19 protein-coding genes are annotated in these 18,872 nt (G+C 42.5%); 10 read left to right on the forward strand and 9 right to left on the reverse strand.

The window, feature by feature from the left end; genetic code table 11:
* Together M595_RS24620 and M595_RS31295 are read left to right on the forward strand one after the other, a co-directional pair.
* Nucleotides 1-582: RNA-guided endonuclease InsQ/TnpB family protein (locus M595_RS24620; RefSeq protein WP_023069269.1), on the forward strand; the 582-nt coding region annotated here is incomplete at its 5' end.
* A gap of 34 nt (nt 583-616) precedes the next feature.
* On the forward strand, nt 617-772 hold the full coding sequence (locus M595_RS31295; RefSeq protein ID WP_023069270.1) for a hypothetical protein: 156 nt from the start codon (nt 617-619) through the stop codon (nt 770-772).
* Nucleotides 773-784: 12 nt separating this feature from the next.
* On the opposite strand, the gene M595_RS31300 is transcribed toward M595_RS31295, so the two are convergent.
* Nucleotides 785-949, reverse strand: a complete 165-nt coding sequence (locus M595_RS31300; RefSeq protein WP_023069268.1) for a hypothetical protein — start codon at nt 947-949, stop codon at nt 785-787.
* Nucleotides 921-1,292 carry a hypothetical protein gene (locus M595_RS24625; protein WP_023069276.1) on the reverse strand — a complete coding sequence of 124 codons (372 nt, stop codon included), beginning with the start codon at nt 1,290-1,292 and terminating at the stop codon, nt 921-923. Before M595_RS24625 ends, M595_RS31300 begins: the two co-directional genes overlap by 29 nt.
* Nucleotides 1,293-1,455: 163 nt before the next feature.
* On the opposite strand from M595_RS24625, the gene M595_RS24630 reads away from it, so the two are divergent.
* The 5 genes from M595_RS24630 to ctpC all read left to right on the forward strand — a co-directional run bounded on the left by M595_RS24630 (nt 1,456) and on the right by ctpC (nt 9,639).
* The gene (locus M595_RS24630; protein ID WP_023069283.1) at nt 1,456-4,245 is read left to right on the forward strand and encodes a valine--tRNA ligase; all 2,790 of its coding nucleotides are present in this window, start codon (nt 1,456-1,458) and stop codon (nt 4,243-4,245) included.
* A 229-nt stretch (nt 4,246-4,474) separates the two neighbouring features.
* Entirely contained in the window at nt 4,475-5,662 is a 1,188-nt protein-coding gene (rnc, locus tag M595_RS24635; RefSeq protein WP_023069280.1) for a ribonuclease III, read from the forward strand.
* Nucleotides 5,663-5,809: 147 nt separating this feature from the next.
* Entirely contained in the window at nt 5,810-6,556 is a 747-nt protein-coding gene (locus M595_RS24640; RefSeq protein ID WP_023069274.1) for a glucose 1-dehydrogenase, read from the forward strand.
* 278 nt (nt 6,557-6,834) lie between these two features.
* Nucleotides 6,835-8,058 (forward strand): (E)-4-hydroxy-3-methylbut-2-enyl-diphosphate synthase, encoded by a 1,224-nt coding sequence (gene ispG, locus M595_RS24645; RefSeq protein WP_023069275.1) that lies wholly within the window; start codon nt 6,835-6,837, stop codon nt 8,056-8,058.
* Nucleotides 8,059-8,355: 297 nt separating this feature from the next.
* Nucleotides 8,356-9,639 carry a carboxyl-terminal processing protease CtpC gene (gene ctpC / locus M595_RS24650; RefSeq protein ID WP_023069273.1) on the forward strand — a complete coding sequence of 428 codons (1,284 nt, stop codon included), beginning with the start codon at nt 8,356-8,358 and terminating at the stop codon, nt 9,637-9,639.
* A gap of 4 nt (nt 9,640-9,643) precedes the next feature.
* Here ctpC and M595_RS24655 read toward each other — a convergent pair whose 3' ends face one another.
* From M595_RS24655 to M595_RS24665, 3 genes are read right to left on the reverse strand one after another with little or no spacing between them, the layout of a single operon-like run.
* The gene (locus M595_RS24655; RefSeq protein ID WP_023069279.1) at nt 9,644-10,117 is read right to left on the reverse strand and encodes an NUDIX hydrolase; all 474 of its coding nucleotides are present in this window, start codon (nt 10,115-10,117) and stop codon (nt 9,644-9,646) included.
* Between the two features lie 19 nt (nt 10,118-10,136).
* The gene (locus M595_RS24660; protein WP_023069284.1) at nt 10,137-10,325 is read right to left on the reverse strand and encodes a hypothetical protein; all 189 of its coding nucleotides are present in this window, start codon (nt 10,323-10,325) and stop codon (nt 10,137-10,139) included.
* Nucleotides 10,326-10,353: 28 nt separating this feature from the next.
* Entirely contained in the window at nt 10,354-10,803 is a 450-nt protein-coding gene (locus M595_RS24665) for a hypothetical protein (RefSeq protein ID WP_023069272.1), read from the reverse strand.
* A gap of 149 nt (nt 10,804-10,952) precedes the next feature.
* Between M595_RS24665 and pyrE the strand changes: the two genes are divergently transcribed.
* A complete protein-coding gene (gene pyrE, locus M595_RS24670) occupies nt 10,953-11,576 on the forward strand; it encodes an orotate phosphoribosyltransferase (RefSeq protein WP_040484630.1) in 624 nt (207 codons plus the stop codon).
* A gap of 158 nt (nt 11,577-11,734) precedes the next feature.
* Here the strand turns inward: pyrE and M595_RS32795 are convergent, their stop codons facing one another.
* Together M595_RS32795 and M595_RS24675 are read right to left on the reverse strand one after the other, a co-directional pair.
* The gene (locus M595_RS32795) at nt 11,735-11,989 is read right to left on the reverse strand and encodes an HNH endonuclease (RefSeq protein WP_071809986.1); all 255 of its coding nucleotides are present in this window, start codon (nt 11,987-11,989) and stop codon (nt 11,735-11,737) included.
* 429 nt (nt 11,990-12,418) lie between these two features.
* The gene (locus tag M595_RS24675) at nt 12,419-13,150 is read right to left on the reverse strand and encodes a TIGR04283 family arsenosugar biosynthesis glycosyltransferase (protein WP_023069285.1); all 732 of its coding nucleotides are present in this window, start codon (nt 13,148-13,150) and stop codon (nt 12,419-12,421) included.
* A gap of 232 nt (nt 13,151-13,382) precedes the next feature.
* Here M595_RS24675 and M595_RS24680 point away from each other — a divergent pair, with 232 nt between their 5' ends.
* Nucleotides 13,383-14,699, forward strand: coding sequence for an ABC transporter substrate-binding protein (locus M595_RS24680; protein WP_023069277.1), 1,317 nt, complete (start codon nt 13,383-13,385; stop codon nt 14,697-14,699).
* Between the two features lie 74 nt (nt 14,700-14,773).
* Here the strand turns inward: M595_RS24680 and leuS are convergent, their stop codons facing one another.
* On the reverse strand, nt 14,774-17,347 hold the full coding sequence (leuS, locus tag M595_RS24685; protein ID WP_023069281.1) for a leucine--tRNA ligase: 2,574 nt from the start codon (nt 17,345-17,347) through the stop codon (nt 14,774-14,776).
* Between the two features lie 310 nt (nt 17,348-17,657).
* Nucleotides 17,658-18,203 (reverse strand): DNA starvation/stress protection protein DpsA, encoded by a 546-nt coding sequence (dpsA, locus tag M595_RS24690; RefSeq protein WP_023069278.1) that lies wholly within the window; start codon nt 18,201-18,203, stop codon nt 17,658-17,660.
* A 264-nt stretch (nt 18,204-18,467) separates the two neighbouring features.
* Here dpsA and M595_RS24695 point away from each other — a divergent pair, with 264 nt between their 5' ends.
* Nucleotides 18,468-18,722 carry an Asr1405/Asl0597 family protein gene (locus tag M595_RS24695; RefSeq protein ID WP_023067691.1) on the forward strand — a complete coding sequence of 85 codons (255 nt, stop codon included), beginning with the start codon at nt 18,468-18,470 and terminating at the stop codon, nt 18,720-18,722.
* Nucleotides 18,723-18,872 lie beyond the last annotated feature (150 nt).

Raw genomic sequence — 18,872 nt, forward strand, 5'->3', positions numbered from 1 at the left:
ATCTTCTTTGCGAGACAAGACTTCCTACATAAACTGTCTCGCAAGATTGTCAACGAGAACCAAGTGATAATCGCTGAAAATCTTAATGTAAAGGGTATGGTACGCAACCACAATCTAGCCAAAGCAATTAGTGATTGTGGTTGGGGAAAGTTCTTGAATTTTGTCAATTACAAAGCAAAACGGGACGGAAAAACCTACCTAGAAATAGATCGGTTTTTTCCGTCCTCAAAGACTTGTAATGTTTGTCTGAATGTTGTTGAAAGTCTGCCACTTGATATTCGTCATTGGGAGTGCAATCATTGTCACACCCAACATGATCGTGATATCAACGCGGCAATCAACATCCGAGATGAAGGCTTGCGAGTCATTGCGGGGCGTATAAACTGCGCGGGAGACCCACGCAGACAGCCCCTTGCCTCTGGGATGGAGGCGACTGCCAGTGGAGGAAGTATAAGACCGAACAAAGGACGAAAGTCTTCTGTCCGGCAACTTCCGCTCAATGATCAATCTAATGATGCTTCGACCAAGGTTGATCAAAAAGCTGGAAGCCTACGCTCCCAAGCGAAGCGTCTGCGTAGGTAGTTCACGGAGTGAAGTTTTACCCCCCGGAGAATCCATGACGATTGTCATTGATGATAGTCGCGAAGATTGTCTTTACGACTTCATGGGCGTTTTAGGGCCAAATGCAGAGGGAACCGTCGGAGAAGGGGCTTTAATTCAATCCGGTGTCAGTGTGTGCGATGGTGATACTTACGAATATTATGAAGATTAGTCTAATTTTTAACTACTGAGAAAGCCCACGCACAAACGTTGCTGTATTCGTGACATCACTGGGAATATAAATCATTTTGTAGTCCTCAATCACAATTTTAACCTGTTTTTCAACCGTTCCCAACGCCTCTAAAACCGCTTGAGAATTATTAAAGCGCGCACCACATAAACCGTTCATCTCCCTTTAACCGAGGGAGTTTATTTTCTGTGCGTTTATCAACGTATAAACAAGGACTCCCCTGTTGACTTTCACCAATTAAAGTATTCTGCTTGTAAGTCCCGCTAACGGTTACTTCGCCGTCAAACGTTACTTCCTCAACCCAACGATTTTCATCAAAAGGACGAAGATCTACTTTGACCACATCCAGCCCAAGAAACCGTTCTTTTTGTTGAATTTCCACTGGGTCAAAAATATTAGAATTTGTTTGGTTTTGGGAGTTCGCCCGATAAACGATAGTAACCGACATAACCACAGCTAAACTCACAGCAACAACGGGATAGAAAACTCTTTTTCTGAACATATTAACCCAGACCTTAAAAAATCATCTGATTCTCTCCATCCTCTACAAAAATCAGCAGAAATTTCCGTAAAAGTTGAGAAATTACAGATTAACTCTCTCGGTCTTCTGGCTTTATGGCAAAATGTTAAGAGCAATTCAAAACGCTTACATTGTCTGCCTGCCCATGACCTCAACTATCCCCAACCTCCCAAGCCAATACGACTCCTCGACCACCGAAGCCAAATGGCAAAGTTACTGGGAAGAAAAACAAACCTTCAAAGCTGACCCCAACCATCCAGGCTCACCCTACTGTATAATGATTCCGCCCCCGAACGTTACGGGAAGCCTCCACATGGGTCACGCTTTCAATAATTCCTTGATTGATACCCTGATTCGCTATCATCGCATGAAGGGCGACAATACCCTCTATCTTCCCGGAACCGATCATGCTAGTATTGCGGTTCATAGCGTGATCGAACGACAACTTAAAGAAGAAGGAAAAACCCGTTTTGACTTAGGACGAGATAAATTTTTAGAACGGGCTTGGGAATGGAAAGAACAATGTAGCGGTACAATTACAGGACAACTGCGACGTTTGGGAATTTCAGCCGACTGGACACGGGAACGTTTTACCCTCGATGAAGGGTTGGCGAATGCGGTGATTGAAGCGTTTGTTCGGCTGTACGAAGACGGGCTAATTTATCGCGGTCAATATATGGTAAATTGGTGTCCGGCGAGTGAATCTGCGGTGTCGGATGTTGAGGTCGAAAATAAAGAAGTTCAGGGGAATTTGTGGCATTTTCGCTATCCGTTAACCGAAGGGAATGGTTATGTGGAAGTCGCAACAACTCGCCCCGAAACGATGTTGGGAGATACCGCAGTTGCAGTTAATCCTAATGATGAACGCTACAAAAAGTTAATCGGAAAAACGGTAACTTTACCGATTATGAACCGGGAAATTCCGATTATCGCCGATGAATTTGTTGACCCGGAATTTGGAACAGGTTGTGTAAAAGTTACACCCGCCCACGACCCGAACGATTTTCAAATGGGTCAGCGTCATCAACTGCCGATGATTAATATTTTAAATAAAAACGGTTCGTTGAATGAAAACGCCGGAATGTTTGAGGGACAAGATCGATTTGTCGCCCGAAAAAATGTGGTTAAACAGTTGGAAAAAGAGGGATTTTTAGTTAAAATAGAAGATTATAAACACAGCGTTCCCTACAGCGATCGCGGAAAAGTTCCCATCGAACCGCTATTATCAACCCAGTGGTTTGTTGAAATTCGCCCCCTCGCGGATAAGGCGTTAAATTGTCTAGATAATGAAGATAATCCTGGTTTTGTCCCCGAACGTTGGATGAAGGTTTATCGGGATTGGTTGGTGAAGTTAGAAGATTGGTGTATTTCCCGTCAATTGTGGTGGGGACATCAAATTCCGGCTTGGTATGCGGTTAGTGAAACCGATGGAGAAATTACCGATAATACCCCGTTTGTTGTTGCCAAAACTGAAGCAGAAGCCGTTAAAAAAGCCACTGAAAAGTTTGGCAAAGACGTTAAACTCCAACAAGAACCGGATGTATTAGATACTTGGTTTTCATCCGGTTTATGGCCGTTTTCAACGTTAGGATGGCCGGAAGAAACGGCAGATTTAGCAACTTATTTCCCGACAAATACCTTATCAACGGGGTTTGATATTATCTTCTTCTGGGTCGCCCGAATGACGATGATGGCGGGATATTTTATGGATCAAATGCCGTTTAAAGCTGTTTATATTCATGGGTTAATCCTGGATGAAAACGGTAAGAAAATGTCAAAAACTGCCGGAAATGGAATTGATCCGTTGTTGCTGATTAATAAGTATGGAACGGATGCGGTTCGTTATACACTCATTAAAGAAGTGATTGGGGCGGGTCAAGATATTCGTCTAGAATATAACCGTGAAAAAGATGAATCTGCTTCCGTTGAAGCCTCGCGCAACTTTACCAATAAAATTTGGAATGCGTCTCGGTTTGTAATGATGAATCTGGAGGGAAAAACTCCCCAACAGTTGGGAAAACCGGATCACGAAAAGTTAGAATTGTGCGATCAATGGATCTTGTCTCGTTTCCACAAAACCGTTAAACAAACCTGTGAATATTTGGAAAGTTACGGGTTGGGAGAAGCGGCGAGAGAACAATATGAGTTCATCTGGGGCGATTTTTGTGACTGGTATATTGAACTGGTTAAACCCCGTTTACAAGGCGAAGATACTGAATCTAAACTGGTCGCCCAACAAACTTTAGCCTACGTTTTAGAGGGAATTATGAAGCTGTTGCATCCGTTTATGCCCCATATTACCGAGGAAATTTGGCATACTTTAACTCAAACGGGCGAAGAAACTTGTTTAGCGGTTCAGTCCTATCCAGAGTTAGAAACGGGTTCTCTTGGTGCGCGTTCCTTAGCGGATGAAATATCCGCAGGGTCGCACCGCTTAATTAATGATGAATTGGAAACCGAATTTGAGTTAATTTTTGGAACCATTCGGACGTTAAGAAACCTGCGGGCTGATTCAGATATTAAGCCTAAAGTTAAGATCACAGCAATTCTACAAAGTGAGAATGCCAAAGAACGGGAGATTTTGACAAAAGGTGAGGATTATCTGAAAGATTTAGTCAAGATTGAAACATTGAATATTACCGATACTTTACCCACAGATTTGGGTCAAACGATAGCGGGTGTGATTGGTACAATTCAGGTTTTAATTCCATTGGCGGGTGTTGTTGATCTGGCTAGTTTACAAAAACGAACTGAGAAAAAATTAGCAAAAGTTGAAAAGGAAATTGAATCAATTTCTAAGCGATTAAACAATAAAAATTTCGTTGATAAAGCTGATCCCGCAGTTGTTCAAGCGGCGAGAGATTCGTTAGCTGAAGCGGAAAAACAAGGGTCAATTTTACGCGAACGTTTACAACAACTTCAGTCGAATTCCTAACTGAAATTGGTTGAATTTTTGACAAGGAAGGGCGCAAGCCTTGCGCCCCTACACGCCCTTTCCGAAGTAATATACATTCTGTATTATTTTAATTGATAAACTTATCTATTCCCATATAACAAGTGAAATAATTTGGAATTTTTGAGAGTTTTTTTAGAATATTTTCTGGAATTTGACTGCTAAGATTGTGTAGTGAACGGATGAACCATTAGAACTCATTCAACCTGCTATGATGAATAACCGTGAAAGAATTGGTCGGTGCTTAGACTTATTAAAACAGGGTTTATATCCTTATTTTGAACAGTGTATGAGGGAAGCCTATGGGGGTCAATGGCTTTCTCAAGCTGAAAAAGCGTTATCAAAAAATGCCACCTTAAAACGAACCTTTGAAGACACTTTAAAAGAAGATGTTTCTGTTATTCTAATTATTGTTAATAAGCGATGGGAAAAAGTATTTAAGCCTCATTTATCTTATGCAGAAAAAGCTTTAGCAAGTGAATTAATTGAGGTTCGCAACAAATGGGCGCATCAAGTTTCTTTCTCAACAGAAGATACCTATCGCGCTTTAGATAGTATGTCCCGGCTATTAAATGCGATCAGTGCGGCGGAACAAGAAACGTTAATTAATCAGCATAAACAAGAAATTTTTAAACGTTTACTCAAAGAACAATCCCGACCCGATCCGAGTCAAATCTCTGGTGAAGAATCTTACATTCGAGACCGTTTAAAAGATCTTCTAGAGAAAATCCCCTTTCAAGATGCTAGACTACTTCAACGGGCTTTAACTCATCGTAGTTATGTTTTTGAACATCCAACAAAAACTGAGGGTGATAATGAACAGTTAGAATTTTTAGGAGATTCTGTATTAAACTTTTTAGCCGGTGATTATCTCTATAATCAATATCCAGGTCGAAAAGAAGGAGAACTTACCACTCGTCGTTCTAAATTAGTGGATAATTATCAACTTGCTGACTTTGCAACTGGATTAGATTTAGGGGAGTGGATACAGTTAGGGAGAGGAGAACAATTACAGGGCGGTAGAACAAAACCTTCGCTTCTCAGTAACACATTTGAAGCCGTTATCGGTGCTTATTATTTAGACTCTGGAATTGAAGCGGTACGAGAATTAATAAACCCGTTTTTTGAGTCGGTTGATACTGGAACAATTGAAAATAGTATTATTGATCGGCAAAATCTGACCAATGTTAAAGGACTTTTGCAAGAATGGGCGCAAACTCAGAATCTCCCCATTCCCGAATATGTTCTGGTTGATGAAATGGGGAACGATCACGAGAAAACTTTTGAAGTTCAAGTTATCATTAATGGAGAGTTTTACGGTGAAGGAACTGGAAAAAAGAAAAAGGAAGCTGAAAAACAAGCCGCTATCGATGCGCTTCGGCGTTTAGGTTTGCTATAGTCTTTGATATTAATAACATGGATTGGTTAAAAAGCTATTGATGATTTTTTCGGTAGAGAAATAAATTTAAGATTCTGTCTTGGGAGAGTAGATCGAATCCCAACAATAGCGTAAAAAAGCAAATTAAGTCAGCAAAGTTGAGTGATTATGAGTTTTCAAGACAAAGTTGCTATTGTTACAGGAGGCGGTCGGGGAATTGGAAAAGCGATCGCCCAACATCTTCTCAAGGTTGGCGTGAAAGTTGCGATCGCAGAAATAGACTCGGAAGCCGGAAACGCCACGGAAACAGAATTGAGTTCGTCGGGAGAAATTAAGTTTATTCAAACCGATATTTCCAACGAAGAATCCGTTAAAAATGCCATCCATCAAACGATAGAACGATTTGGTCGTTTGGATATTTTGGTGAATAACGCGGCGATTTCCGATCCGGAAAATAATCCGATTGAACAGTTAAGTTTAGAACATTGGAATCAAGTGTTAACCGTTAATTTGACTGGTGCTTTTCTCTGTACAAAATATGCAGTTCCCCACTTACGAAAATATCAAGGTACAATTCTCAATATTGCTTCAACTCGGGCTTTTATGTCTGAACCGAATACCGAAATTTATTCAACCGCAAAAGGGGGTTTAGTGGCTTTGACTCACGCTTTAGCCAACAGTTTAGGGCCGGATATTCGGGTGAATTGTGTGAGTCCAGGTTGGATTGTGACCTCAGAAGATCAACAATCTCAACTCACCCCAGAAGATCATCAACAGCATCCGGTTGGACGAGTCGGACAGCCGAAAGATATTGCAGCGATGGTTGTTTATTTAGCTTCAGAAGAAGCGACTTTTATCACAGGTATCAATGTTGTTGTTGATGGAGGAATGACCCACAAAATGATTTATGTCTAAAATCAACTCAAGGCGAAGAATGACTCCTATAGCAGTCCGCGTTGGTCTGTTCAATAGTTGGAAACCATTAAAGTTAACTGTGAAAAGTTAGGGAACAGTCTTTACAGTGACGAATTATCAATTATCAATTATCAATCTTCCCCATCTCCCCATCTCCCCATCTCCCCACCTCCCTATTGCCTACTATACCTCTCCCACAAGTGCCACTTCTGTGGCAACCTAAACAGTAGGAGAAAAAATATTTTGAAATCTCTGCTACAGCAATCAACAACTCAATTATGCAAACTCTACCCCGTCCTACAGAAGATTCAACCCCCTCTCAACCCGGTATTGACACGAAGATCCATCGCCGCAAAACCCGTCCCGTCCAAGTTGGAAATGTCACCATCGGGGGCGGTCATCCGGTGGTCGTGCAATCGATGATTAATGAAGATACAATGGATATAGACGGTTCTGTGGCGGGAATTCGTCGTTTACATGAAATCGGCTGTGAAATTGTGCGGGTGACGGTGCCGAGTGTGGGTCATGCCAAAGCCGTCGGAGAAATTAAACAAAAACTCGCCCAAACTTATCAAACTGTTCCCCTGGTGGCAGATGTTCATCATAATGGCATGAAAATTGCCCTAGAAGTTGCCAAACACGTTGATAAAGTTCGGATCAATCCGGGGTTATATGTGTTTGAAAAACCCAAATCTGAGCGCAGCGAATACACTCAAGCTGAATTTGATGAAATTGGCTCAAAAATTCGGGAAACCTTAGAACCGTTAGTGGTTTCATTGCGGGATCAAGGAAAAGCGATGCGGATTGGGGTTAATCATGGTTCGCTTGCTGAACGAATGCTATTTACTTACGGCGATACTCCCGAAGGAATGGTGGAGTCAGCCTTAGAATTTATCCGCATTTGTGAATCTTTAGATTTCCAGAATTTGGTAATTTCTCTGAAAGCATCCCGAGTTCCGGTGATGTTAGCAGCCTATCGATTAATGGCGCAACGCATGGATGAATTGGGAATGGATTATCCCCTACATTTAGGCGTCACAGAAGCCGGAGATGGTGAATATGGTCGGATTAAATCGACCGCCGGAATTGGAACGTTATTAGCCGAAGGAATTGGCGATACCATTCGCGTTTCTCTGACCGAAGCACCGGAAAAAGAAATCCCCGTTTGTTATAGCATTTTGCAAGCGTTGGGATTGCGAAAAACAATGGTTGAATATGTGGCTTGTCCGTCTTGTGGTCGGACTTTATTTAATCTCGAAGATGTGTTGCATGAAGTTCGAGAAGCCACGAATCATTTAACCGGTTTAGATATTGCGGTGATGGGTTGTATTGTTAATGGTCCTGGTGAAATGGCGGATGCGGACTATGGTTATGTCGGCAAACAACCGGGTTATATCTCGTTGTATCGCGGACGAGAAGAAGTCAAAAAAGTGCCAGAAGATCAAGGAGTTGAAGAATTAATTAATTTAATCAAAGCTGATGGACGCTGGATCGATCCGTAGATGAATCTACAAAGAGACAGGACACAGCGATAACCAACCCAATTTACTCTAGTTATCCGTGATACAGATTGCGGTTAGACAAACGGTAAATATCCTATGATGTTACTTTAGGGGTGTGGGGTTTTCACAGTTAATTCGTTGATGAGTATTGCTGTTGGCTTGTCTCTTTTAAAATTTACGATCAGTGATCTACCCTCGTGATTGTAGATATGTGTACTGAGAGTACATGAAATAGCATTGCCTGTGCTAAATTGGGCATAATAAAATTGCAGTCCTTTCCTCCGGTTCAGAAGACAGATGGTTGTATCAAAAAGTGGGCTTGTTGTCAGTGCAACGGCAGTCATGTTAACAGCAGTTGCGGTTGCAGGTGCAGGAATACATCTTTCCAGTCAAGCATCGTTTCGAGAAAGTCCGAAAGAACTGATTGACGAAGTTTGGCAAATTATTGAAAAAAGTTATGTTGATGGAACATTTAATCAAGTTGATTGGACAGCCGTTCGGAATGAATATCTGAACCGGAGCTATACCACCGATGAACAGGCTTATGAAGCCATCCGAGAGATGCTCGATCAGCTTAATGATCCCTATACGCGCTTCATGGACCCGGAAGAGTTCAAGAATATGCAGATTGATACCTCTGGAGAACTAACCGGGGTAGGGATTCAACTGACTCAGGATGAGGAGTCGAAAAAGCTGATTGTGATCTCTCCGATTGAAGATTCTCCGGCTTTTGATGCAGGGGTTCAAGCTCAGGATATCATTCTGAAGATTGATGACCAAAGCACGAAAGATATGGATATCAACGACGCGGTGAAGTTGATTCGCGGGCCAGTTGGAACCGAGGTCACGCTGACGATTAAGCGGGGAAATGAGGAAATTGTCGTTCCCATCAATCGGGCTAAAATCGAAATTCATCCGGTTCGTTACTCGACTCAAAATAGCTCAACCGGAACAGTGGGTTATATTCGCTTGAATACGTTTAGTGCGAATGCAGCCGATGAAATGCGAGAAGCGATTACCGATCTCGAAAAACAAAATGTTTCCGGTTATATTCTCGATTTACGTTCTAATCCGGGAGGTTTGCTCTACGCCAGTATTGAAATTGCTCGGATGTGGATGGATCAAGGCGATATTGTCTCGACGGTAGACAGACGGGGTGAACTTGACCGTCAACGGGCAAATAACCGGGCTTTAACGGATAAGCCTATGGTGGTTCTGATTGATGGGGGTTCGGCGAGTGCGAGTGAAATTCTCTCGGGCGCTTTACAAGACAATGAACGCGCTCTACTCGTAGGAAGTAAGAGTTTCGGGAAAGGTTTGGTACAGTCGGTTCGCGGTGTGGGTAATGGTTCAGGACTGGCTGTGACCATTGCCAAATACTTTACTCCCGACGGTCGAGATATTAACCATGAAGGGATTGAACCGGATGTCAAAGTTGATCTCAGCGAAGCCCAACGGGAAGAACTCCGAAAAGAACGCACTAAAATCGGGACGTTAGATGATCCCCAATATGCGAAAGCCCTCGAAGTTCTCAATCAAGAAATTGCCACCGCTCAAAAATCTCAAGCGAAAACAAAGTAGGTTTTCACGGATTGAATGACTGATGAATTAAGTCTAGATGGTCGGCAATTAACTCTCGTTGTTCCGGCCAAAACAAGCTCTGAAATTCATTCAGGGGAAGCCAAAATAGTTTGTAGGGTTTGTAGAGATCAGTTGGAGTTCCCTCGATTTGATTCGTTGTGAACAGGAAGTAGTGGGTTTTTTTCCACATCGTTTTGGAATAGCTGAGTCGCTCCTTGCTGCCGAGTTCCGCAACTTTGTGTAAATCGTTTAAGCCTGCTTCCTCTTCTATTTCCCGACGGGCGGCTTGTTCAATGGTTTCGCCCGGTTCGATGCGACCTTTGGGTAAAACATATCCGGGTCGATTAGGTCTTTCTTGAACCACTGCAATGTAAATTTGCTCGTTTTGCTGACGGATAACGACTCCCCCCGCAGAAGTTGAGGTTTTTAAACCGGGTTGCTGCTGATACCAGCTTTCATCAATGACTGTTGGACTCATTAATTTCCCCAATTTGCTCCTATTTCGGTTGACATTTCCCCGAACGAATTAAACCGACCCGACGGGCAATCGCTTCATCGGCTGACTCAAATGGCCCCCACTGTTCGACAATTTGGCTCTCCTGATTGTCTGGAACAGAATCACCTGCAATGATTTCACAATTTCCCGTCGGACGCTTGACAATATAAAATTTTTGTGATTCAGCCATAACGATAACTGAAGGATTGAGTTTAGAGTTAAGGGAGTCCGTTAAACGGAACAGCCGTGGGTTGATTGAATTCGGTGTAGAGGGGTTGAGTCAAAATCGAGGTATTGTAGGGATTGGGCAGATCAATCACCCGAATTACCGGATCGCTAGCGTATTGTTTGAGGAAAGCCTCGCGGTAGAGTAATATTAAACCTCGTGTATCTCGGGCTAAGGCTTGTTCGGGAAATGCCCCAATCGAACCATTTGGCCAAGGGAAACCCACTCCAAAGATAAACTGAACTTGTCCTAAGAGAGATTGCGTTCTAAAACTATCTCCCGAAGCGTTAGAAGCGGCTTTGTTAAAATCATCAGCAACCGGATTCAAAGTGGTTCTTGGGGGAACTGGAACTTCGACTTGAGCAACTGCTGGACTTGCCCAAACTGCTGAAACTGCCGATAGCGCCATGACACCACTGAGGAACTTTGAAGTTAAACCCATTATGTTCATCCTCGATAATCTTGTTTAAATAATAACTCGGTTTCCCATTAGGATATAGATTAGCTAATCATTTTTCAAGACTCTTGAGTGAGTCTAGCCAAAAAAAGTTTATAAATTCTTTCCAAAGTCTTAGAAATTTTAATACCGTGATGGATCAATCTCAACTCCCAATTCAGTTTGATAATCTACCAACCGCTTCTCTTGATGCTGTGCGAGAGGGGTTGCTTGATTTGTTTTGTCAGCTTGCATATCAAGAAGGAGATTTTGTACTCTCATCAGGACAGAAAAGCTCTTATTATATTAACGGTAAACAGGTGACTTTGCATCCTCAAGGTGCGTTAGCGATGGGTCGGCTTCTCTGTGCGATGTTACCCTCTGATACGTCTGCGGTTGCGGGGTTAACGTTGGGCGCCGATCCGATTGTATCAGCCGTCAGTGTGGTTTCGGCCTATGAAAACAAACCTGTTTATGCTTTGATTATCCGCAAAGAAGCCAAAGGACATGGGACAATGGCTTATATTGAAGGGCCACAATTAGAACCCGGGGCGAAGGTGGTTGTTTTAGAAGATGTGGTGACAACCGGACAGTCTGCTTTAAAAGCCGTTACGCGACTCCAAGAAGCAGGTTATCACGTTGAGGAGATTATCTCATTGGTTGATCGCCAACAAGGGGGCGCGGAACTTTACGCGGAAAAGGGGTTAAAATTTGAAGCCTTGTTTAACATTGAAGATTTGAAAACTCGCACGTCTCAATTGAAAAAAGGGAATAGTTAACAGGGAACGGGTGAGAGAAGTTTATAGAACATGAACCACTTGATGACTAAAAATAGGAGGAAAAAAGGCATTATCCACAAACAGATTATGCCTTTGACCAGGGAATATAAAGTCTTATTCAATCTCAGGATAAAATTGATAGAGTTCCCCACTTCAATTTAGATAGATCTGTAACTTAGGGAAATAGCTTTGCTATGATTTCGAGGAGGAAATTGACTATTACCTCTAGAATTGTTGCATCGAAAACAAGCAAGTCGCAAATTTTCTAAGGAGTCAGAACCCCCTCGACTTTTTGGTTTTAGGTGGTCAAGAGTCAGTTTATCCAAGGGTAAGCGACATCCACACCACCAACAGCACTCGCCATATTCACTACTGAGTTGCTTTTTCTTACTTTTTTTCTGTTTGGAATTCATTCTTGAATATCCTTTGCTAATGAACTAGCATCGGAATATCAAACTATGCAAAAAATTCTCGCTCGAAGAAGCGAAAAGTTTTTTTCTTGCGCTTAACGGTCAACGTCTCAAAGGTACTACTTCATAGCCTCAAACCAGGAAATATCTAATATCCTGAACCACCAGTTACCTGAAAAATTGATCCTTAATTCAGATAAATGCTAAACCAGAATACTGGATATACACTGACCTCAAACAATGAGGTAATACCCATGAGACGAACACCCAAGCTGTAGATATTCGTCTGCATAGCCAAATTTAAGCACAGATTATATAACTTGTCAATCCCTTAAAAATATGATAAACGCAAATGATTTGTGGGAAATCTCAAAATAGATAAAAACTCTAAATTCTTACCCCTGTTCCCTGTTCCCTGTTCCCTATTCCCTATTAACGAATATCTTGATAAAACTTTTGTAGATAATCTGCGGAAACACCCATTCCCCAAAGTAACCCGATGTAGAGATAAATTAAAGTTGCTTTGAACGAACCCCAACGGGCAACTCTGCGATCGCTACTTTGCACAATACGGTTAACTAAACGAATTCGTCCAGTTTTAACCAGTTTACGACATAAATCGGCATCTTCCATAATCGGTAAACTTTCATCAAACCCCTCACAGTCCCAAAACGCCTGACGACGACAAAATATGACCTGATCTCCAAATAATAATCGCAGTCCTCGAAAAAATAAATAGGGGCGAAACAAAAACGGCGCATAATAGGTTTTCAGGTAGTTGTGTAGGGAAACGCCCCAACGAGTCGTTTGAGAACCCGTCATCAGCGAAATAAACCCCCCTGCAACAATATTTGTATCTGACAAGGTTTGTGCAATAATAGTCACGAGGTCATCGGGAACTAAAGTATCTGCGTGTAAAAAACAGAGAACTTCTCCGGTTGCCCGTTTCGCACCTAAGTTCATTTGAGTTGAACGTCCACGAGTCGCCGAATCAATCACCTGAACCCCCGCAGACTCAGCGATAGAGACAGTTTCATCTTCACTTTGACCATCTACGACCAGAATTTCCCAAGCAGGTGGACTCAGTAGACGCAAAGCCTTCAGGGTGCGGTTTAAGTGACTCGCCTCATTTAAGGTCGGGATAATAATGGAAACACGCAACATTATATTTAGATTAATAGGCTAATTGTCGGATGTGTTAGCGTAGCTTAACGCACCTTTGAGATTAGAGGTGTTTAAGTCCTGTAAAAGTCAAAAAAACGTGTAATCTTTTAAATGGTAATCTGTTGAAGTGAACCCAAAAAACCTCGTTGATCAAAGAAACCAGGTTTGTGGAATCTTCAGAAACTAATATCCTCAACTTTCGTCCTGTCTTACGAGTAAACATCCCCACGCTATGAAACGTCTGAATATCTGGAAACGAAGCGGAATATTTGCCTTAGTTGGTTTATTGTTGAGTTGGGTTGTCAGTTGTGCAACTGTTAATCCAGATAATAATCAAAATGATAATCGTCAAGAAATTGAATTTTGGACGATGCAGCTTCAACCCCAGTTTACTGATTATTTTAATCAATTAATTGCTAACTTTGAAGCCCAAAATCCAGAGTTAAAAATTCGCTGGGTGGATGTGCCTTGGTCGGCTATGGAGAGTAAAATATTGGCAGCCGTTTCCGCAAAAAATGCACCAGATGTTGTGAACTTAAACCCTGATTTTGCGGCTTTACTTGCAGGACGAAATGCTTGGGTTAGTTTAAATGAGCAGGTTCCTGAAGATGTAAAGTCACAATATTTATCGAATATTTGGGATGCGAGTAGTATTAAAAGTTGTGAAGGTGATAACTGTACCTTAAAAACCTTTGGAATTCCCTGGTATCTCACGACGCAAATCACAATTTATAATGAAGAATTATTCAAAAAAGCGGGATTGAAAACGTCTCCAAAAAACTATCAAGAACTCGCAGAATTCGCTCAAATAATTAAAGACGAAACGGGTAAATATGCCTTTTTTGTTTCATTTGTTCCTGAAGATTCTTCCCAAGTTTTGCAGTCTCTCGTTCAAATGGGGGTGCAGTTAGTCGATGAAAAAAATCAAGCTGCATTCAACACCCCCGAAGGAATAGCGGCATTTGAATATTGGGTTGATTTGTATCAAAAAAACCTCCTTCCTCAAGAAGTTTTAACTCAAGGACATCGACGGGCTGTTGAATTATATCAAGCGGGAGAAATTGCAATTTTAACATCAGGGCCACAGTTTTTAAAAGCGATTGCAGAAAACGCCCCAACCATTGCTAAAGTTTCAACTCCCGCCCCCCAAATTACCGGAGAGACAGGTAAAAAAAGCGTTGCGGTGATGAATTTAGTCATTCCTCGAGAAACAGAAAATCCTGAAAATGCCCTAAAGTTTTCCTTATTTGTAACGAATTCTACTAATCAATTAGCCTTTGCAAAAGCCGCAAATGTATTACCTTCGACAGTTGAAGCATTAAAAAATAGTTATTTTAGACCCGTTCAAGGACGAAATTCCCAAGAAGATGCAGCCAGAATTATTAGTGCAAAACAGATGGATGAAACAGAGATATTACTTCCTCCATTGAAAGATATCAAAAAATTGCAGAAGATTATTTATGATAATTTACAAGCAGCGATGTTGAATCAAAAAACCGTTGAACAGGCGATTTTAGACGCAGAAACGGCTTGGAATCAACGTTCCTAAATTGACAATTTGATTAATTTTTACACCTCAAAAAAAACCCGGCTTCTCGAAGAAACCGGGGTTTTTTTATCTGATTATTTTGCCTGCGGAACCACAAAATTAACCAACTTACCGGGAACAACAATCACCTTTTTCAACTCCTGATGTTCGAGGTAACGTTGGGCAACTTCTGAGTCTGTTGCTAACTGTTCTAACGTTGCTTTATCCGCTTTTGCGGGAACTTGAATGGTGCCGCGAGTTTTCCCATTGACTTGTATCACCAAAGTAATTTCATCGACAACCAAAGCATCAGTATCAACAGCCGGCCAAGTTTGTATATGAATCGAATCTTTGTAACCCAAACTTTGCCACAACTCCTCAGAAATATGGGGCGAAAACGGTGCCAACAACTTCAATAACGTTTCAATTCCCTCCCGATAAACAGGCGAATTTTTACAACCAGCATCACTAATTGCATTACTCAACTTCATCAACTCCGACACCGCAGTATTAAACTGATAATCCCCGTCTAAATCCTCCGTTACCTCCTTAATCGCCGTATGAATTGCCCGCCTTAAATCCTTTTCTTCCTTACTCAAATCTCCTGCTTTTTTAGAAGACTTAACAGGCATCTTTTCCGCAAATTCACTAACCAACCGCCAAACCCGATTTAAGAAGCGAAATTGTCCTTCAACATCGGCATCATCCCACTCCAAATCCTTCTCGGGCGGCGCCTTAAACAGAATAAACATCCTCGCCGTATCAGCGCCATATTTCGCCATCACCTCCAACGGATCGACTCCGTTGTATTTCGACTTCGACATCTTCTCATAAAAGACTTCCAACTTCTCCCCCGTTTCCGGATCTTTGGGATCTTCTGGGTTCACATTTGCCGAAGGAATATACTTACCCGTCACCGGATTTTTATAAGTCAACCCCTGAACCATTCCCTGAGTCAACAAACGGCTAAACGGTTCATCGCAATTCAACAATTTGCAATCGCGCATTACCTTCGTAAAAAAGCGAGAATACAATAAATGTAAAATCGCGTGTTCGATCCCGCCCACATACTGATCGACAGGCATCCAATCATTCCCAATATTCGGATCAAAAACCTGTTGATCGTTGTTAGCATCGGGATATCGCATAAAATACCACGACGAATCCATAAACGTATCCATCGTGTCCGTTTCTCGTTTCGCTGAAGTTCCACAACTCGGACAGGGAACATTCACCCAATCTTCCAACTGCGACAACGGCGACGCCCCCCGCCCTGAAAACTCCACATTTTCTGGTAATGTGACAGGTAAATCTTCATCGGGAACCGGTACTGCCCCGCATTTCGGACAGTGAATAATTGGAATTGGCGCCCCCCAGTAACGCTGTCGGGAAATCAACCAATCTCGCAAACGATATTGTATCCGTCTTTCGCCATAACCTTCGTCTTCGGCATATTCAATCACAGCGAGTTTGCAGCCCTCGGAAGTTTCCCCGTTACAAGGGCCAGAATTCACCATTACTCCCGTTTCGGTGTAGGCTTCGGTTAATTCCTCATCCGCGTTATCGGCGTCATCTGGAACAATTACCGTTGTGATCGGCAAATCATACTGTTTGGCAAAGGCAAAATCTCGGGTATCATGGGCTGGAACTCCCATCACCGCCCCGGTGCCGTATTCATACAACACATAATCGGCAATCCAGATAGGAACTTCTTTATCATTAAAAGGATTGATCGCTTTTCCGCCTGTGGGAACTCCCCGTTTCGGTTGATTTTCGGCAGTTCGATCCATTTCGCTTTGTTGGGAGACTTCTTTGATAAATGCCTCAACCGCTTGTTTTTGTTCGGGAGTTGTCACCTTTTCGACTAACGGATGTTCGGGGGCTAACACCACATAAGACACCCCAAAGACTGTATCGGGGCGGGTGGTAAACACGGCGATGTTTTCATCCATCCCAACCACCGGAAATTCCAAATAAGCCCCCGTAGACTTGCCGATCCAGTTGGCCTGCATCAGTTTCACCCGTTCGGGCCAACCGGGGAGTTTTTCCAAGTCGTTTAACAGTTCCTCTGCATATTCGGTAATTTTCAAAAACCATTGACGCAACAGTTTTCGTTCAACCTTCGCCCCAGACCGCCAGGAACGGCCTTCGCTGTCAACTTGTTCGTTCGCCAACACCGTTTGATCGATGGGGTCCCAGTTGACTGCGGCTTCTTTTTGGTAGGCGAGTCCAGCGTTATAAAATTGCAAAAAGATCCACTGTGTCCAGCGATAATAGTCGGGTGAACAAGTGGCGAGTTCTTTTTCCCAATCGAAGGAAATGCCCAAACGTTCGAGTTGTTGCTTCATCTGGGCGATATTTTGATACGTCCACTTCGCCGGATGTATGTTTCGTTCAATCGCTGCGTTTTCTGCCGGAAGTCCAAAGGCATCCCACCCCATCGGGTTGAGGACGCGAAAGCCTTGCATCCGTTTCAGTCGGGCGATGACGTCGATGATGGTATAGACGCGAACATGACCCATGTGTAAGTTTCCTGAAGGGTAGGGAAACATCGCCAGGGTATAGAATTTGGGTTTTTGGGCGTCTGTTGAAGTTTTGTACAGGCTACTTTCAGCCCAAGTTTGTTGCCATTTTTCTTCAATGGATGCAGGATTATATCGAGACTCCACAGCTCTAACTCCGTGCGGGATGGTTATCGTCTTTCTTTAGATCATTGTTGCATATTACCTGAACTGCGATCGCGATTGCACATTACTCGGATATTGACATTGTAATATAAATACTACAGTTTGTCATCTTTGAAATCTCATCCTAAAGATAGATACGCTTTCTCTTTTTGCTCGGATGAAGGTTTCCGCTGCACTTGGATCAATCTCACTCAAAGCTTTCACAATATCCGCATAAATAGAAAAGCCAGGAATATAGGTCATTCCCGACTTTATTTTGTAAACGTTATTCAATTTCAGCTATTAAACTTGATTATTTGGAACCGTTCATTTGAACTAACGTATCGTTTGCTAAGAAATGATCGATATGGTAAGCACGCTCTTCTGTTTCTAAGAGAATTTTCTCGTATAAATAACGAGTTGCGCGATCGCCAAGGCTTTCAGCTTGTCCTGCTTGACGGCGTAACAGTTGTAAAATTGCTTGTTCAGCAACCAGGTCATGTTCGAGCATTTGGCGGGATAGGTAATATCCATCGGCTTCAGGCTCAAAGCAGCACATTTCAGCTAATTTGCTAAAGCTGGCTACTGGAATACCACCTAAACCATTGAGACGCTCACCGAGTTCGTGAACGTGTCCTTGGACTTCTTCGTAACTATCTTGGAAAAACTGATGTACAGAGTAGAACTCCGCTCCCTCAACCACAAAATGATGTTTTTGATATTGGATGTAAAGTGCCTGAAAGCTTGCTAACAAGGCATTCATACCTTCGCAAATCGGCCCTGTAACGGAATGGTCAAATAAAACTGGGTTGTCACCCATTTCGCCCAACTGACGCACCGGACTTTGAATCTCAGTCATGCCTTGATTTCCTCGCATTAAGTACCGTTATTGCTAATGAACTTAGTTTATAGAATTATGAATTCACTTGTCAATCTACCTTAAAGCCTGATTATGCTTGTATTAGAAGGAATTTCGAGCTACGGACTTTTTTCACCAACCCTATTGAGAAATATTTCCACTTAAGATATGCTAGAGATTAGAGAGTCAATCGGAAAAGCTTTGACCAAGTTCGAGAGATCTCAGTCAGGACTAAGTAGAAATTAGTTGCAGTTGGTACAAGTAATGAATTCATCACAGTTACATCCCGACAACAGCGAAGTCATCGAGGTCAACTCCTGGGCCGATCGGTGGCAAGTCTACAGACGCTTACAAGAGCTAGAAATCCCCAGTTCATGTGAGATCGAGCAACCCCTACGGGTACAGATCAATAACATTAACCAAGCGGTTCAACTCTCCAGCGTCTTGAAACAGTTCTCAGCCTCTCGTCGAGATCTACTTGAAACCTTAGAACGCTGTTGGGAAGCTGAGTCTGACTAATGACGATCGCAACGATGCGGCGGCTTTCCTCCATCAACTCGGACGTTTCCTCAAAACAAACGTCTTGACTCCGAACTCCAACTATCTCAATTCCAATACCTTAAGGATTACCCTGAAACCAATGTCTAAAACTGACAAAAAAATTACGGA

It is taken from the genome of Lyngbya aestuarii BL J (assembly GCF_000478195.2).
Lineage (GTDB): Bacteria > Cyanobacteriota > Cyanobacteriia > Cyanobacteriales > Microcoleaceae > Capilliphycus > Capilliphycus aestuarii.